Below are 16,890 nucleotides of genomic sequence, written 5' to 3'. Positions count from 1 at the left end.
ACGGCCTGTAAGCCGTTTTTTTGCTCAAGAACAAGCCTGCATGCTACTTTGCAATGTATTATAGTAAGTTAGTAAAAATAATGAATGAGGTAGGCATGGCAAAAAGTGCGTTCTCGGTAGGGAAAAAATTAACGCTGAGTTTTGGTTTGCTTGTTGTACTGATGATCTGCGTCGCAATCATTGTGCAACTAGCACAGAATACCATGAGTAAAGCCAGGGCTGCCGCTGCAGAGAAGCGTGAGCTTTCCATTTTGCAGATGCAGCGCGAAATCGACCACCTTAACTGGGCCAATGAGCTGGCCAGTAGCATGCTATTGCAACAGCCGTTTCGTGGTCAACTAGAGCCCACTCAATGCAACTTTGGTCGCTGGTATGACACATTTCGAGCATCAGATGCTTACCATACAGCTAGCCCAGAACTAAAGCGTGCATTGGATGCTATGGATAAGCCACATCGCGAACTACATGCTTCAGCCAAAGCTATCGTGGCGGCAAATCCAGCCGAGCAAATTCGTATTTATCAACAGCAAACGTTGCAACACCTCAGTGAAATGCGTGGTTACTTGGCTGAGGTAGCACAGTTGTTTCAAGCGGAAAGGGACAGCATCATAGCCAAAGCAGAGCGCTCTGATCGCCGGGCGATGTCTGTGGTTTGGTCGGCGATGGCATTGACGATTTTAGCCGCCATTGGGTTAATTTTCCTGTTACGTCGTTTGATTGCTCAGCCCATGAAGGCCCTGAAAAATCGAGCTCAGCAAATTGCTGCTGGTGATTTAACAGGTATTGAATTGCCTGTGGTCAGCCAGGATGAGGTGGGTATGGCTGCGAGTGCATTTAATGATATGCAGCATCAGCTTCATGACTTGGTAGCAGGCTTGGTTAAAAATGCGCATCAGGTAGCTGAGCATGCAGCCAGGGTTTCTGTGATCACCAATGAAACCGATCAGGACTTGCAGCGTCAGGCGGCAGAAATCGAGCAGCTAGCCACAGCCATGAACGAAATGGCCGCGACCATTGCGGAAGTTGCGAAGCATGCACAAAACACCTCAACTGCAACTAATGATTCAGAGCAGCATGCCGAGCACGGTCAGCAAATTGTGCGACGTGTGATTGGCGCTATCAGTGAAATTGCTTCAGAAGTAGAGCTGGCGTCTGGCACCATTAGCGCCGTGCAGCAAGAGAGCACGAACATTGGCGGTATCCTGGATACCATTCAGGCCATTGCTGAACAAACAAACTTACTGGCGCTCAATGCAGCTATTGAAGCAGCTCGTGCCGGTGAGCAAGGGCGGGGTTTTGCAGTAGTTGCGGACGAGGTTCGAACCTTAGCGGCGCGCACCCAACAGTCGACAACAGAGATTAAAACACTGATTGATAGGTTGCAGCAAAGTTCTGGTGCGGCAGTGACAACCATGCAAGCCGGAGTAGAAAAGGCGCGCAGTGGGGTTGAGCTGGCTGACCAGGCTGGTGCGGCATTAAACGATATTATGCACTCAGTCAGTTCCATCACCGATATGACGTTGCAAATAGCTAGTGCAACAGAGCAGCAAAGCACAGTGGTGCAGGAGATGGACCAAAACCTTCTTAAAGTGAATAGCTTGACTGCGGAGACAAAAGAACGATCGCAACAAGCAGATGCCACATCTGCCGAGCTTGAGCGCATGGCGCAGGATCTGCTGGCTTACGGTAAACGGTTTAAAACCTAACTAAAGATACGAGGAATGTGCCGGGCTTGGTAGGCTAAATTAGCTTGGCACATATCTTAAAAAACTCACCAATTAATGGTGAAAACCACTAACCCCTTTCTATTTTTTTGTACTTTAAGTGGAAAATGCATAAAATGTGTAAGTCATAACTATTTGATTTTTATTTAATATATTTCTCCCTTGGTGTTCTGGCACAGCTCTTGAAATAGCTTTCGTGTAATCGCTTATTTCAAGCCAGTACAGCTGGCGCAGACACAAGGAAAACCCCATGAATGCATTGAACCGTTTTACCGATATTATCAACGCCAATCTGCACGCCCTGCTGGATAAAGCCGAGCAGCCAGAAAAGATGCTGCGTTTGCTGGTCCAGCAAATGGAAGACTCTTTGGCTGAATTGCGTACCCTGGCTGCCGAACACATCGCGGCTCGCAAACAGTTGCAACGCCAGCTGCAGCAGCTGGATGCGTCGGTTATGGACTGGCAGCAAAAAGCCGAGCGTGCCTTAGCGCACGATAAAGAAGATTTAGCCCGGGCGGCGCTGGCCGAGCGGTTGGCTGCTGAAACAAAGCGCAGCAGCGTGCAGCAGGAAGAAATGCAAAGTCAGTCGCTGCTGGCCGATATTGAAGGCGATATCAGCCGGTTGCAAAGCAAGCTGAATGAAGCACGGCAGCGTTATCAGCAAACACAACGCCGGGCAGATTGCACCGAGGTGCGGTTGCAGGTGCATAGTAAGCAGCATCAACACAAAGTGAACGAAGCGCTGCACAAGTTCGAGCGTTACGAGCAAAAAATCGATGGTTTAGAAGCTCAGCTGGAAGCGATGGATTTGGGCCGCTCGGCCAGCAGCAGCTCTGTCAAGCAGCAATTTAAAAGCCTGGAGCAAGAAGAAGCCATTGAGCAGGCCCTGGCTGCGCTGAAACAAAAGCACCCGAACAAGGAGGCAAGTCATGCGTAATGTATTGATTGCGTTAGCCCTGCTGGTGGCGATTGTCTGGCTTGGGCCTGCGCTGCTGGCCTTTATCGGCGCTATCCTGGTGGGCGGTGTGGTGTTGGTGTTCGACGTCTTGGTGGCCGCCGTGGTAGTGCTGTGCCTGGCAGGCCTGGCCTATTTGCTGGGTGCTATCCTGCTTAATAGCTTGTTGCTTGGGGTGGTGTTGGCCGGTGCCGTGCTGCTGGTGGTGGGTTTTAGTGTGCTTTGGCCTTTGTTGTTGCTGCTGGCCTTGGTGTGGCTGGTGAGCAGCCGCTCACCGCGCCGCTTGGCCTGACCCCGCCAGCCAGACCAGCCATTGCGCTGGTCTGGCTCTTTTTTTTCCCGGCAAGCGGCACTGATGCTCGCATCTTGAGGTCAGTTGGGGTTATACTGACTACCAACAGCACCGACAGAGTGACTGTATTTTGATGAGTGGCACAGAACACTCACCTGCAAGACAATGTCAGCGACCTCAAGCAACCGAATCTATAGCAATGAGGATTGAGAATGCGACTCAAAACATTTGTGTGCGCCGTACTACTAAGCTTATCTACAGCGGCTATGGCCCACTCCGATCGCCCCGATCATTTTGCTGGTTTACCAGCCAATACGCTGACTGAAGCCGTGCAAAATTTTTCTGCCTACAATGCCAAACTGGCAGCGCTGGTGGCGCAGGATACCCTGACCCCACATCAGCTCCATGAAGTGCATCAACTGACCTACACCCTGGAAAATGCACTGGAGAAAATGCGCGCCGAGTTGGCCATACTTGCCGAGGTGCTGGAGGAAGTGCATGTCGCGTCGGAGTACAGCGATGCTGCTAAAGTGAAAGCCCGGGGTCAGGTGTATCTGAACACAGCACGTCAGCTGGTGCCTTAATCACAGCCATCACAGTAAGGGCAGCTCAGCTGCCCTTACTGCTCGTGAAACTGCTGTTTAGACATCAAGTTGACGGTTTCATGCAGTTCAGAAAACACCAGTACGACCTCACCGGACTGCAGTTGTGCACGCACCTGAGCTACTTTTTGCGCTAGCGATATTTCCTGCTCGCCATAGTCAGTGCCCTCACGCAGTACATAGTATTCGATCAAATTGTTCAGCGTCTCTGCCTCAAGCTGTTGCCAGGGAATAATCACCTTTGCAGTACCTCTTGGAAAAATAGCGGGATCCGCTCGTTCAGCCAGAAGATGGGCTTTAATGGATTGCGCCCGCCGACAAAGCCAACATGGCCACCCGAAGGCCAGGTCTCATGCCGCACCAAGTCCGGTAGCTCTGCCTGGTTTGGTACGACGTCAGGGGCTAGAAAAGGATCATCTGCTGCATGGATAATCAGGCTGGGCACCCGGATCGCTGGCAAAAACTGCCGGCCACTGGCCCGCTGATAGTAATCGGCGGCACCCAAAAAGCCATGCAAGGGTGCGGTAAAGCCATCGTCGAAGGCTTCAATGCTGGGCATACGCTTTACGGTCTGGTGTGAAAGTGGAATAGGGAAGTCGTCAAAGCGTTGCAGCTTTTGCAGCGCACTTTGTTTCAGCTGACGCAGCAAATAGCGTTGATACAGTTTGCTGAAGCCTTGGTTGATCCGTTTTGCGCTGCTGGCGAGTGCTAGTGGGGCACAAACGGCAACAGCAGCCGAGAGTGGGTTCTTGTCACCTTCTTCGCCACAGTATTTCATCAGTACATTGCCACCCAGCGAAAAACCAACGGCTAGCAGCTGGCTAGCGGGATAGCACTGCTGCAATTGTTGCAGCACGAAACGCAGATCTTCGGTATCACCTGAGTGGTAAGCGCGTGGCAACTGATTGGGTCGGCTGCCACAACCACGGAAATGCATCAGCACCACAGGCCAATCCAGCTGCTGAAAAGCAGCAAACATCCCCTGCACATAATGGCTGTGCTGATTGCCGGCCAGACCGTGCAACAGCAGCACCAAAGGTCCCTGGTAATCAGCGCTCAGGGTTTGATTCCAGCACAGTTCCAACTCATCGCCATCGGGCAGCGGCAGCCATTCAGTGGTTAAACTGCCTTGATAGCGTGGGTGCAGGTATTTGGCCGCCAGTGTTTGTAAATGACCGCCGGGTAGCCACCAGGCCGGCTGGAAGGTAGGGTGTCGCAAGTTCAGGGAGCCTTGTTTTGTCATTGATGGTGTTCTGCAACAAAGTGTACCTGTTTTTACAGCAAAATTCCTGCCAGATTGCCATCACGCTTAATTTACACTTGTTGTTTAATTGGTCTGTTTTTTGTTGTATGGTTGCTGTGTCAAATCAAAGGAATGTTGAGTATGCGACGAAGTGTGATGTTAACAATGGCTTTTCTCGGGGCCGGATTATTCTCTACAACGGCTATGGCCAGCGAGCCAGACAACAGCCATCGAATTGGTGCGAATCTCTTTTGGGGCTCAACCAAGGTAGCCGATCCTGAATTGGATCGGGAGCAAAACCTCTCAGATTTTAATGGCTACAACCTGTTTTATCGCTACCAATGGGATCCTCAATATGGCGTTGAGCTGGCTTACCGTCACGGCTCTATGGGCATCGGTAGTGCGATTTCCAATATTTTTTTTGGTGAGCTAGAAGACATCGATTACCGTGCCATCAGCATTAGTGGATATGCCGGCTACCCGGTAACGCAACAGCAGCAGTTGTACGCAAAGCTTGGCATTAGCCAAAATCGGGTGGCGATGCAGTACCGGTCTCGTCGCTTTAGTGAAACTGAGTTGGGTGTGATGGGTGCCGTTGGCTGGCAGTATCAGTTTATCAATGGGCTGGGTGTTCAAACCGAAGTCAGCTATAGCTCTGGTAAAACCTTTAAATCTTTTGGCTCTTTGCTGTTTGGCCTGAATTACCGTTTTTAAGCCTGAAATTACTGGTGAGTATACTGCTCGATCAGGGCCTGAATCACGCCCTGCTCGCGCAGCAGTTCTAGCTCTTGCTGCAGCCGCGCTGCCAGCTCAGTTGGAAAGGCGGGGTGCAGTGCCAGGTAATTGTCGCCTACATTGCGCAACTTAAATAAGGCCTCTGCACTGTCCTCCGGTGCACCGTACTGTTGCAGCCAGCTTCGGACTGAGCGGGGTGAGCCAACCAATAAATCGACCCGCTTGGCCAGAAACAAAGGGACCGGCTCCGGCTTGGTGGTAAAATCCAGCATATTGACGCCGTATTCAAAACCATGGCGTTTGAAATAACTTTCATAAACATCACCACGCGCTACGGCCAATCGATAGGCTTTGGCTTCTTCCAGGTTGGTCGGGTTAACGTCGTTACGGCCTTTAAGGCGAAATAAATACCCCCAATCCGAGGCAATAGGGCCCACCCATTGAAACAGGGACTCACGCTCTTCAGTGCGGGAGGTTGAAAACACACCGCTGTAGGGTTGTTGCTGCGCATTGTCAAAGGCACGGCGCCAGGGTAGCAGTTCAATTCGGCAGTTCAGCTCAGTACGTTGACACAGCAAGCGTATCAATTCGACATTGATGCCATCTACAGTATCGTCAGTCATATAGCTGTAGGGGGGGAGATGCTCGGTATAAAACCTGATCTCATCGGGTACAGGCTCAGCCCACAAGGCGGAACTAAAGCAGGTAAACCACCACCACCAACGCATAGTTTCTCTCCTTGCCCTATTTGTTAACAAGCATACAGCACAGCGCTGTCCTTCAGCAAGGTACAGCTGCATTCGATCTGACAACTAAATGACGTTAAAATGAACACAAGAGAGCAAAGAGAGCAGAGTGACTGATGAAACGCAGAGCCTTTTTAGGCCTGGTAGCCGCTACTCCGGTGGCGCTTTGGGCCGGTACCCATGTTGGTGCCATGTTGCGCCGGCCGCCATTGCAGGCGCTGACCAGCCAGCTGCAGCAATTACCAGCCGGACAATTGACCCAACTTGGTGACTGGAGTGTCAGTGAGATCTTTCAGCACTGTGCCCAGAGTGTGCGCTACTCGCGTATCGGCTATCCTGAGCCGCGCTCCCGCTTATTTCAACTGACGATAGGCTCGACGGCTTTGGCTGCCTTTAGTGCGGCCGGTAAGATGCAGCACCCTTTGAACGAACCTCTGCCTGGAGCGCCAAAGTTGCGAAAATCGGTACCTGTGGATGTGGCTCAGGCCGAGCTCATCGTGGAGCTGGAACAGTTTATCCGCTGGCAGGGCAGGCTGGCACCGCATTTTGCCTATGGTCGCTTAAGTAAGGCACAGTATTACAATGCGCATTGGCTGCACTTAAGGGATCATCTGCAAGAGATAGCTTTGGTGCGCTAAAGCCAGCGCCGGGTCTGCTGACAATAGTGCTGCCAGGCATCGCCAAATCGCTCAGACAATGCCCGCTCTTCCGGCACAATCTGCCAATAGTGCAGCCAGAGCACAAACAGCGGCAGCCCCAGAAAACCACTTAAGCTATGCAACCAGAAGCAAAGCGCTATCAGCAGCAAGACAAAACCCAGATACATCGGGTTGCGGCTAAACTGAAACAAACCATCTGTGACCAGTTGCCGGCTGCGCTCCGGGTAGCGCGGATCAACGGTGGTGTTGGCGCGGCGAAACTGCCAGAAGGCCCAACCACAGAAGATAGTTCCATCCAGCATCAGTAAAACGGCCAGCAACTGGCTGAACCAAAGCGGCCAGGGCGCTGGCCAGCTGGCTGTGAGCCAAATCAGCCCGGCAAAGCCAACAAACAACAACAGCGGAGGGACTTTCTTTTCCATACCAGGGGCACCTTACCAATTTTAGTAAGCATAGCAAGTCTGGCCTTACTCCAGTCAAGTGCGAGAGCGCAGCACAGTGTTGCAGGCCATGTTACAAGCCACAGACCAAACTGATCCGCCTTGTTATTGAGGCCTTAAACCGGTAACTTAGCCACACTTTACTGTGGCTTTGCTGCAATTATCCGCAAAGTCTGCTGAAAATAACTTCAACAAGACGATTTCATGGCAGCACATCACACTTATTCTGCCGCCACCTTGCGTGGCGATCTCTTTGGTGGCCTGACCGCTGGCATCGTAGCTTTGCCATTGGCGCTGGCTTTTGGGGTTGCTTCTGGTGCCGGGGCAGCGGCAGGTTTGTATGGTGCCATCGCGCTGGGATTAGTGGCAGCGCTTTTTGGTGGCACCAGGGTGCAGATTTCCGGCCCAACAGGCCCGATGACGGTGGTGTTTGCCTCGGCCATTGCTGCCCTTGGCGGCAGCTTCCAGATGGCGCTGGCGGTGGTGTTGGTCGGTGGGGTATTGCAAATTGCTTTAGGCCTGCTCAAAGTAGGTGGCCTGGTGCGCTACATTCCCTATCCGGTGATCTCCGGCTTTATGAGCGGCATTGGGGTGATTATTATTTTGTTGCAGCTCGCCCCCTTGCTTGGCGCTTCTCCATCCCCTTCGCCGCTGCAGGCATTGGCCAAGCTTCCCGATACGCTGGCAGAGCTTAATCTGCAGGCGCTGGCACTGGGTTTGATGACCTTTGCCATTGTCTGGTTTACCCCAATGCGCATTAGCCGCTATTTGCCATCGCCATTGCTGGCGCTTTGTCTTTGCACCCTGGCTGCTGTACTGCTGGGCTGGCAGGTACCGGTGATTGGTGAGATCCCAACCGGTTTGCCGGAGTTTCATCTGCCACAGTTTAGCTTGTCGCAATGGAGCCTGATTTTTACCCTGGGGCTGACGCTGGCGTTGCTTGGCACCATCGATAGTTTGCTGACCTCGCTGGTAGCAGACTCCATAACCCGCACCCGGCATAAACCCAATAAAGAGCTGATTGGCCAGGGCCTTGGCAATATGCTCTGCGCCTTTATCGGTGGCTTGCCTGGTGCTGGTGCCACCATGCGCACTGTGGTCAATGTCAATGCCGGTGGCCGTACCCGGATCAGTGGCATGGTGCATGCGGTGTTCTTACTGGCCTTGCTGCTGGGACTGGCGCCGCTGGCAGCCCAGATCCCACTGGCAGTGCTGGCCGGCATTCTGGTGAAGGTTGGTATTGATATTCTCGATTATCGCCTGTTAAAGCGTATACAGGGCACGCCCAAGCCAGAAGTGATCATTATGCTCAGTGTGTTTGCACTGACGGTGTTGGTCGATCTGGTGATTGCCGTCGGGGTTGGCGTGGTGCTGGCGATGGGGCTGGTGACCTGGCGCATGGCCAAAACCGCCCACATTCATTTGGAAGAGGACGAACTGTTGGATGTACCGAATGAGCCCGGACACCCTGGCGTGCGGTTGGTACGCTTAAGCGGCCCGTTGTTTTTTGGCTCGATGGCGCAGATGCTGGATCGGATGGATAAGGTCGACCAGGTGATGCAAACCAAAGACATTGTGCTGGATTGTCGCGGTGTGCACTACATGGATTTAACTGCCGTCTTTGCCATCGAAGACATGCTACAGAAATTACAGCAAAAAAAGCTGCGGCCTCGTTTGCTGTTAGATGACGAAGAGCTACAGCAGCGTTTGCTGGCTTTAAATAGCCCCGCATTTACCGAACAGACGCTGTGCAGTTCGATTCAGCAAGTACTGGACGACTGTTGCCAGCAAACCTGAGTGACTGCTTATGGCAGCTTGACGTGATTAGAGAGCGGCTCGAGTTGCTTGCCCCTCAAAGCGGGAATCTGGTCGTTTCTTTTGTATATTCTGTGAGCATTTGCTAGGCTGAAATTACCCTATAGCTGCTGCCAAATAATATGATTAAGTTATTGATTATTTTGGCTCTATGTGTGTTTCCTGTAACTGGCATCACAGCCAGCTACCAGTTAGACGCCGAACAATTGCACTTTCGCCGTCTGTCGGTCAGAGACGGTCTACCCTCGGCCTACATCAATGTCCTTTTGCAACGTCGTGATGGCTTTATCTGGCTCGGTACCAAAGGGGGATTGGCACGTTTTGATGGCTTGCGCTTTGTGCATTACCCCTTGTCTGAGCACACAGGCCTTGGCAGCAATGATATTTTGTCTTTGTTGGAAGACAGACAGCAGCGCTTTTGGGTTGGCACAGAAAAAGGCTTGTATCTGTTTGATCAGACGTTGGAGTTATTTGCGCTGCAATCTTTGCCCAAACCCGAAGCAACCATTCTGACCTTGCATCAGGATGCAGAGCAGGGGCTCTGGGTTGGCACCGATGTGGGTTTGTACCTGTTGGCGGATGGCCAGTCAGAGTTTACGCTCATTTTGCCTGAGGTGGAGGTGAAATTTCTGGCTGAGCAGGCAGGTAATTTGTGGATCGGCACCAAGCAAGGTTTGTATTACCGACAGCAGCAGCAGACTCCGGTCTTTATTGATCTGATGCAGCAGCCTGGTTTTGATGTTCGGCACCAACGCATTTTTGATGGCATTCTGGTTGGCGAAAAGCTGTATCTGGCAACACAGCGGGATGGTTTGTTGGTTCTGGATACCCATTCTAAGCAGCTGGATCAGCAATTACTGACCGCGGATAGGCTGGCATCCAATAGCATCTGGTCGTTGGCCCTTAGCAATAATGAACTCTGGCTTGGGTATTTTTACGATGGCATTGCTGTTTTATCCTTGCCGGATCATAGCATTCGTCATTACAGCCATCATCCTCAGATCCAATACAGCATTCCTCATAACAACATCAGCCAGTTGCTGTTTGATCAGGCAGAGCAATTATGGGTTGCGACCACCAATGGCCTGGCGGTGGCGAATCCGGTTGATGCCGCCATAGTCCATCTGGGGGAATATCAGAATATTACCAATAAGCATGTATGGTCTGTGGCTGCGACCGAGCAGGAGGTCTGGTTTGGCACGGAAAGTGGTTTAAACCATTTCGACAGAAGCAGCCAGCAGCTAACTACTTTCCCGGCTTCCGGTGAAGCTGGGACTTTGCCACGTACAGTGATTTGGAGTTTGTTGCCATGGCAAGAACAGGTGCTGCTTGGCACCAATGTTGGACTGCTTGGCTTTGATCCCGGCAGTGCTCAGGTGGAAACTCTGATTGCCGAGCGGGAAGTTTATAGCCTGCGGCAGGATCAGCAGCACCTCTTGATTGGCTTTTATGATGGTGGTTTTGCGGTGATGGATCTTGCAGACCGCACACTCTTGATGGAGCATCCACCGATTTCCCGTGGCTACATTACCGATATTCAGCCTGTTGCCCAGGGCTATCTGCTTGCCAGCTCAAGCGGTTTGTGGCTGGTTCAGCAAGGGGAGGCGGTGGAGCTGGCCGAGCAGCTCGGTATTACCGAACTTAAACAGCGCCATATTACCAGCCTGCTACTGGACGCCGACAGGTTGTGGCTGGCCACCCAGGATCATGGTCTTTTTGTGTTGGCCTGGCAACAAGCACAACAGCAATGGCAATTGCAGCACCATCTGACGGTAGAGCAGGGGCTGGCTGAGAATCAATTACGGGGCCTGGCCAAAGATGAGAACGGTGATATCTGGCTGACGGGAATGCGGACCCTGAGTCGTATTGAGCCGCAAACCTTGACGATTACGGCTCTATCCCGCCATCTGCACTGGCTGGATATGGAGTTTCATGCCAATGCGGTCAGCCGCACCAAGGCAAGTGAGCTGGCGTTTGGTGGCAATCAGGGGCTGTTGTTGTTTGCCCCGGATCGGTTGACAGCCAATGCTGATTTCCCCAGGCTACACCTGACCTCGGTGCAGTTGATGGCACAAAGCCAGCCTGCTTTTATTGAGCAGCTCACCATTCAGCCGGATCAGAGTTATTACGCCTTTGAATTTGCTGCGCTTGAGTTTCTCAGCCCCGAGCGCATTCACTACCAATACCGGCTGCAGCCCTTAGTGAATAGCTGGCGTGCCATGGCTGGCAACCAGCTCAGTTTAAGTCAGTTGCCTTACGGTCAGTACGAGCTGGAGGTGCGTTCGACCAATGCGGATGGGATCTGGAATCCCGACAGCAAGCGGATTCAGCTGAATGTGATCTCCCCTTGGTGGCGGACCTGGCAAGCAAAGCTCAGTTACCTACTGGGGGCGCTTTTGCTGCTTAGCTACAGTGCTTTGCTGCAGCTAAAACGAAATCGAAAGCTATCTTACATTGCCAATCACGACAATTTAACCAAGCTGGCTAACCGCCGCTTCTTCACGAAAGAGCTGGAGCAGCGTTTGCAGCTGGCACGCAAGCATCAGCACCGCTTGGCGTTGATGTATTTTGATCTGAATAAGTTTAAAGAGCTGAATGATACGCATGGCCATGATGCCGGGGATCAGCTGCTGGTTGAGACCGCGATGAAGTTGCAGCAAGCCAGCCGTTCGACGGATTTTGCAGCCAGGCTGGGAGGGGATGAGTTTGTGTTGATCCTGGATCGAATCAAGAGTGATGATGAACTGGAAAAAGCCGTTGCGCGCTTAAGCAAGGCGCTGAATACCAGTGGTCAGCACTACGCCAGGCAGGCGATCGATGTCTCTTGCAGCATTGGCGTGGCTTTGTTTTCACCGCAGCAGCCGGTATCAGCGTCCACCCTGCTCAAGCAAGCCGACACGGCTATGTATCAAAGCAAGACAGAACAGCGCCCCTGGTGCTTGTACCACAGCAAGATGAAAGTCTGAGGCTTTTTAGCAATACCCTGCTTTTTTAGACCAGCAAATCAATGCTACGATGACTGACCCTGACGCGAGTACCATACTCTGATGAAGATCCTCCTTGATCCGCTTGAATCACCAGCCGTTATCCAGTTACTGCAAGGCCATCTGGCCGATATGTACGCCACGTCACCGGCAGAGAGTGTGCATGCGCTGGATGTAAGCAAACTAAAAGCTGCGGATATTCGCTTTTGGACCGCCTGGCAAGACGGCCAATTGCTTGGCTGCGTTGCCTTAAAGCAGCACAGTGCTGGCATGGGGGAGATTAAATCGATGCGAACAGCTCCCGAAGCCAGGGGTAAAGGGGTAGGCCGGGCTTTGCTCAAGCATGTGCTGGCCGAAGCGGCTGCGAGCGGCATCACCGATCTTTATCTGGAAACCGGTTCGATGGATTTTTTCAAGCCAGCCCGTAGCTTGTACCAAAGCGCTGGTTTTGTGTTTTGCGGCCCTTTTGCCGATTACCAGGAAGATGATAACAGCTGCTTTATGCACAAAAACTTACTGGTACCAGCGGATATGGCTGAGCCGGTGCAGCGTCAGCTCGAGGCTTACAATGCCAAAGACTTAGCGGCATTTTGTCGCTGCTATCACCCGGATATCGCCATTTACCGCATGCCAGCCAGCAGCCCTGCGCTAAAAGGCCTGGACGCGCTGCGGCAGTTCTATGCCAGTGAGCGCTTTACCCTACCAGCGCTGCGGGCCGAAGTACTGAGCCGCATGGTGGTCGGTAACAAGGTGATTGACCACGAGCGGGTGCATGGCCTAAGCGACAGGCCATCCGAGGTGGCGGTGGTGTACCAGGTCGAAGCCGGTCTGATTACAAAGGCCTGGTTTTATCCCGCCAGCTAAATCCTTTTGCTGCTTTATGGCGTATTGCAACTAAAGTGAAGATGACTTTGGGTGCTGCTGCGTGAAACTGTGGATGCTTTTACTGCTGTTCCCGTTAAATCTGTCGGCGGATGAGCGTGCATGGCAAGCCTGGCGCGATGGCGATGCCATTTTGATGATGCGCCATGCCCTAGCCCCCGGTACCGGCGACCCGGCAGGTTTTGTGCTGAAGGACTGCAGCACCCAGCGTAATCTGAATGAAGGCGGCCGCCAGCAAGCCCAGGCTTGGGGGCGTTTGCTGCAACAGCAAACACAGGATAGCGTGCAGATCTATAGCAGTCAGTGGTGTCGCTGCCTTGAAACCGGTCAGCTGATGGCGCTTTCAGTGGTTGAGCCCCTGCCACTGCTGAATTCATTCTTTGCCGGCCGCGGTGATGGCCAGGCACAAACCAGCGCATTAAGAGCCTTTCTGGCGCAGGCTCCCTTTAGCTCACCCACTGTGCTGATCAGCCATCAGGTCAATATCACCGCTCTAACCGGTATTTTCCCCGCCTCCGGCGAAGGCCTGCTGATCGCCTTGCCGCTAACCGAGCCAGTTACTGTGCTGGCGCGGGTGTGGCCTGAGTGATTGGGGCGTAACAGACAAAGCTTATGGTAAAGCCTGTTCAGTGTGATATCTGAACGTTCTAAATTCTGTTTTAAATTGCGAAACAGCAGCTTATGTTCTAGATTGGGTATGAATACTCATTTGGTTAAATGATAACCAGTTAGATAGCCGTTGCTGCAAGCAATATCAAAACAATAAGAAAGGGATATCCAATGAAGTTGAACCAAGTTCTGTCTGCGCTAAATCAAATTGAAAAATCTAAGTTCATTACCTGTCTGGACAAGTTGTGCAGCAATGCTGCGGCTTATGATTCAGTTATCGACAAAACCTTGAATAAGGTCAACCGTCAAATCAAAGATGCATCAGGTAGCGAAATCTCACAGCTATTTGCGGCAGTTTCCAGTCACTACAAAGCTGCGATTGAAGAACGGCTGACACTCTGTGATGCCTCTATGGCTTTGCTGGTTAATATACTAAGCCGTGATGGTAATGGCGTAGCCCGAATTAGTTGGCTAGAGCAATTATATAGTCGGGAATGGGAGGTGCTGGACTCGCTTTCGAGGCAAATACAGCAAGAGGTAAACAGCTGTACAGCGGATAACTACTGTCGTGAACATCGACTTAAGATTTTTAATGACTGCCTTAAAATTGCCTACTCCAACGATCTTAAAACGAACAGGCAAGCCAATATCTCTGATGATGAACGAAGTATTCTCAATGTCCTCGCCCAGCACCTGAAAATTTCTCACGATGAAGTCGTAGCTATTGAGCATCTGTCTGATCCGATAAAAGCGGGGAAGGAAACAGTCGAAAATTGTTTGCAGGACTTACGCGAGATGGGGGTGATTTTCATCAACCGGAAGCGCTCAGAAGTACTGATTCCTGACGAAGTCGTTGCCATACTTAACCAAATTCAACATAAAGAGTTGGCGGATAAGCATTTGTTAAGGATATTACGGGTGCTATCCGACGCTGAACTTGCCAACATTCTTAAAAGTTATGGTAAGCGAATTCGTGGGGTTTCCCGCAGTGAGAGAATTTCAACCATCATGCATTCCGGTATTTCTGTCAGGGATATGCTAGGAAGGGATCTGTATGACGAAAATGAAAGTCAAAATAAACGCAAAGAGCGCTTGAAGCAGCTGATCACAGATCTGGATATTGAAGCTGAGCGAATAGGGCAAACAGTCGATGAGCGGATAGATGTCATTCTGGATAGTTTGAATACAGCTACTGATCGTGAATTTAATGCCATGAGCGCAACAGGCTATAAAGAAATGTTCGATGCGCTGGAGGAGAGCTTCCATGGCAAAGATCCTGATGGCCGCCAAGAGTCACTTTCACAACGTCTCAAAAGAGAGTTTGAGCTTGAAGATACTGAAGAAATCAATGTCGAGCGGTTACGAGCTTTGAGCATCACCCCACATGACCTGCTTTATTTAATTAGCAACGATGAAATGAGAGAGTTGCGGGATACGATGAATCTTCCCAAAAAGGGTAACCCAAGATTTCATCTGCTTGATGTATTCGCCAGCGCAAATGATAAATTGATTGAAAATTTTGCTGCTTTAGCTCGACGTGATCTGATGGGGCTTAAAGAATCAGGTATTGATGTCTCCGAGGCAGATCTTGGTCTGAAATTTGAGGAGGCCACCAAAACTATCCTGGAGCAGATGGATTTGAATGTGGATGAAGAGCTTCGCAAGTCGATAAACACGGCTAAAGATAAAGCTGATATTATCCTGTCCATTAGCGATGACGATATTATTATTGGTGAGGCCAAAACCTGCAAGAATGGTGATTTTGCAAAATACTCCAGCACTTCACGGCAGATAAAGGCCTATGTTAAACGATGCGAAAATCAGGGAAAACGTGTCGCACAGGTGCTGATTATTGCTCCAAGTTTTTCGCAGGATTTTATTGAGTCAGCTGAGATGGATACCGAGGTGAATATCTCTTTACTCACAGCGGATGGGCTAAAGCAAATTTATGATGCCTATCGGAGTAAACGCAAACCAAATTTCTCCGCTCGTTTACTAACCAAAGGCGGGTTGCTGAAAGCCGATTTAATCGCAAAAAGTATTTGAGGTGTGGGCTCGAAGTGTTGATAGTTAATTTTCAGTGGTTGTTTGCGGTTTTTTTCATCATGATTTCATGAGCTGGAATCTAATTAATGCCTGAATTAAAACCTTGGCGCTCAATGGAAGAGCAACTGAACATTCTGCAGCAACGCGGTCTGAAAGTAGACCACGAGGCTGCTGCATTAAACTATCTTTCCAGAATTGGCTATTACCGACTCAGCGGTTACTGGTATCCACTTCGTGCCATCGACCATGCTCATACTGCAACGCAACGCCGTCCAGTTCGTTCCGATAACTTTGTGCCAGACAGTCACTTTGAAGATGTGGTTCAACTTTATGTGTTTGATAAGAGGCTAAGGCTATTAGCGCTTGATGCGTTGGAGCGGATTGAAATGGCGATCCGTGTAGATGTGGCCTATTTGTTGGGTGCAAAGGACCCTTGTGCGCACCAAAATCCTGAGTGTCTGCATGGAAACTTCGCCAAAAGAGCCAATCGTAGAGGGCCCCATCAAGGAAAGACAGATCACCAACTGTGGCTTGAAAAATTCGAAACCATGGTTTGGCGTGCCAGGAAGGAGCCTTTTATCGAGCATCATAGTGCAAAGTATCAAGGGCATTTACCGATTTGGGTTGCTATCGAAGTTTGGGATTTTGGCTTACTATCCCGGTTGTTTGCCGGCATGAAGTACCACGATAAAAATCAAATCGCCAATAAGTATGGCTTAGCCAGTGGAGATGTTTTGGCGAGGTGGTTGCGCAGTCTTAACTTCATTCGAAATGTAGCAGCCCATCACAGTCGACTATGGAATATCAATGTGCTGGAGCGTTCTCCATTGCCTCAGGAATGGCTTGGTTTAGATAATGCCAAGCCATTCATGTACTTTTGTATCATGCAAAAAATGATGGCAGTCATATGTCCGAACTCCAGTTGGGGGAAACGGCTAATGGAGCTTTTAGAGGACTTCCCCGAAACGAACAATGGGGCTTTGGTGTTGGATGATTTAGGCCTGAACTCTCACTGGAGGGAGCTATGGCTTTCGCTGTGTCAGAAATGAGAACCGACGCGTGCAGTGATGCAGAGGCGCCGGGCATATTGACAATTATACTAGGTAGAAACGAACTGGTTGTCAAGATGCCGCTTGCTGGCAAGCATGCAGCTGATTG

General features: G+C 51.0%; 16 protein-coding genes and 1 pseudogene. 13 read left to right on the top strand and 4 right to left on the bottom strand.

Features of this window, described 5'->3' with window-relative positions:
* Positions 1 to 95 precede the first annotated feature (95 nt).
* From JJU14_RS05650 to JJU14_RS05635, 4 genes are all read left to right on the top strand, one after another.
* Positions 96 to 1,706 (top strand): methyl-accepting chemotaxis protein, encoded by a 1,611-nt coding sequence (locus tag JJU14_RS05650; RefSeq protein ID WP_228611622.1) that lies wholly within the window; start codon positions 96 to 98, stop codon positions 1,704 to 1,706.
* Positions 1,707 to 1,974: 268 nt separating this feature from the next.
* Complete coding sequence (locus JJU14_RS05645) at positions 1,975 to 2,661, top strand: PspA/IM30 family protein (protein WP_228611621.1); 687 nt, start codon at positions 1,975 to 1,977, stop codon at positions 2,659 to 2,661.
* On the top strand, positions 2,654 to 2,971 hold the full coding sequence (locus tag JJU14_RS05640; RefSeq protein ID WP_228611620.1) for a hypothetical protein: 318 nt from the start codon (positions 2,654 to 2,656) through the stop codon (positions 2,969 to 2,971). Before JJU14_RS05645 ends, JJU14_RS05640 begins: the two co-directional genes overlap by 8 nt.
* A gap of 212 nt (positions 2,972 to 3,183) precedes the next feature.
* Complete coding sequence (locus JJU14_RS05635) at positions 3,184 to 3,555, top strand: DUF6746 family protein (protein ID WP_228611619.1); 372 nt, start codon at positions 3,184 to 3,186, stop codon at positions 3,553 to 3,555.
* A gap of 35 nt (positions 3,556 to 3,590) precedes the next feature.
* Here the strand turns inward: JJU14_RS05635 and JJU14_RS05630 are convergent, their stop codons facing one another.
* Together JJU14_RS05630 and JJU14_RS05625 are read right to left on the bottom strand one after the other, a co-directional pair.
* Positions 3,591 to 3,812: a YheU family protein gene (locus JJU14_RS05630; RefSeq protein WP_228611618.1), complete on the bottom strand. Its 222-nt coding sequence runs from the start codon at positions 3,810 to 3,812 to the stop codon at positions 3,591 to 3,593.
* Complete coding sequence (locus JJU14_RS05625; RefSeq protein ID WP_228611617.1) at positions 3,809 to 4,816, bottom strand: hydrolase; 1,008 nt, start codon at positions 4,814 to 4,816, stop codon at positions 3,809 to 3,811. The genes JJU14_RS05630 and JJU14_RS05625 overlap by 4 nt, the downstream gene beginning before the upstream one ends.
* Before the next feature lie 141 nt (positions 4,817 to 4,957).
* Here JJU14_RS05625 and JJU14_RS05620 point away from each other — a divergent pair, with 141 nt between their 5' ends.
* A complete protein-coding gene (locus tag JJU14_RS05620) occupies positions 4,958 to 5,530 on the top strand; it encodes a porin family protein (protein ID WP_228611616.1) in 573 nt (190 codons plus the stop codon).
* 8 nt (positions 5,531 to 5,538) lie between these two features.
* Here the strand turns inward: JJU14_RS05620 and JJU14_RS05615 are convergent, their stop codons facing one another.
* Entirely contained in the window at positions 5,539 to 6,279 is a 741-nt protein-coding gene (locus JJU14_RS05615; protein ID WP_228611615.1) for a transporter substrate-binding domain-containing protein, read from the bottom strand.
* 134 nt (positions 6,280 to 6,413) lie between these two features.
* Here JJU14_RS05615 and JJU14_RS05610 point away from each other — a divergent pair, with 134 nt between their 5' ends.
* Positions 6,414 to 6,935, top strand: coding sequence for a DUF1569 domain-containing protein (locus tag JJU14_RS05610; RefSeq protein WP_228611614.1), 522 nt, complete (start codon positions 6,414 to 6,416; stop codon positions 6,933 to 6,935).
* On the opposite strand, the gene JJU14_RS05605 is transcribed toward JJU14_RS05610, so the two are convergent.
* Positions 6,932 to 7,378: an isoprenylcysteine carboxylmethyltransferase family protein gene (locus JJU14_RS05605; RefSeq protein ID WP_228611613.1), complete on the bottom strand. Its 447-nt coding sequence runs from the start codon at positions 7,376 to 7,378 to the stop codon at positions 6,932 to 6,934. The genes JJU14_RS05610 and JJU14_RS05605 overlap by 4 nt on opposite strands.
* 222 nt (positions 7,379 to 7,600) lie before the next feature.
* Here JJU14_RS05605 and JJU14_RS05600 point away from each other — a divergent pair, with 222 nt between their 5' ends.
* The 7 genes and pseudogenes from JJU14_RS05600 (at position 7,601) to JJU14_RS05570 (ending at position 16,781) form a co-directional block, all read left to right on the top strand.
* Positions 7,601 to 9,193 carry a SulP family inorganic anion transporter gene (locus JJU14_RS05600; protein WP_228611612.1) on the top strand — a complete coding sequence of 531 codons (1,593 nt, stop codon included), beginning with the start codon at positions 7,601 to 7,603 and terminating at the stop codon, positions 9,191 to 9,193.
* A gap of 173 nt (positions 9,194 to 9,366) precedes the next feature.
* Positions 9,367 to 12,177, top strand: a complete 2,811-nt coding sequence (locus JJU14_RS16700) for a diguanylate cyclase (RefSeq protein WP_228611611.1) — start codon at positions 9,367 to 9,369, stop codon at positions 12,175 to 12,177.
* An 81-nt stretch (positions 12,178 to 12,258) separates the two neighbouring features.
* Positions 12,259 to 12,699, top strand: a pseudogene (locus JJU14_RS05590) (GNAT family N-acetyltransferase); the annotation flags it as partial.
* Entirely contained in the window at positions 12,697 to 13,059 is a 363-nt protein-coding gene (locus tag JJU14_RS05585) for a nuclear transport factor 2 family protein (protein WP_366914883.1), read from the top strand. The pseudogene JJU14_RS05590 and the gene JJU14_RS05585, both read left to right, overlap by 3 nt.
* A gap of 73 nt (positions 13,060 to 13,132) precedes the next feature.
* Positions 13,133 to 13,666, top strand: coding sequence for a histidine phosphatase family protein (locus tag JJU14_RS05580; RefSeq protein WP_228611638.1), 534 nt, complete (start codon positions 13,133 to 13,135; stop codon positions 13,664 to 13,666).
* 191 nt (positions 13,667 to 13,857) lie between these two features.
* Complete coding sequence (locus JJU14_RS05575; RefSeq protein WP_228611610.1) at positions 13,858 to 15,732, top strand: hypothetical protein; 1,875 nt, start codon at positions 13,858 to 13,860, stop codon at positions 15,730 to 15,732.
* Positions 15,733 to 15,818: 86 nt separating this feature from the next.
* Positions 15,819 to 16,781 (top strand): Abi family protein, encoded by a 963-nt coding sequence (locus JJU14_RS05570; RefSeq protein ID WP_228611609.1) that lies wholly within the window; start codon positions 15,819 to 15,821, stop codon positions 16,779 to 16,781.
* The last annotated feature ends 109 nt before the right edge of the window (positions 16,782 to 16,890 follow it).

Source organism: Alkalimonas sp. (assembly GCF_020831925.1).
Lineage (GTDB): Bacteria > Pseudomonadota > Gammaproteobacteria > Enterobacterales > Alteromonadaceae > Alkalimonas.
This window is presented reverse-complemented; position numbering and strand designations above follow the sequence as displayed.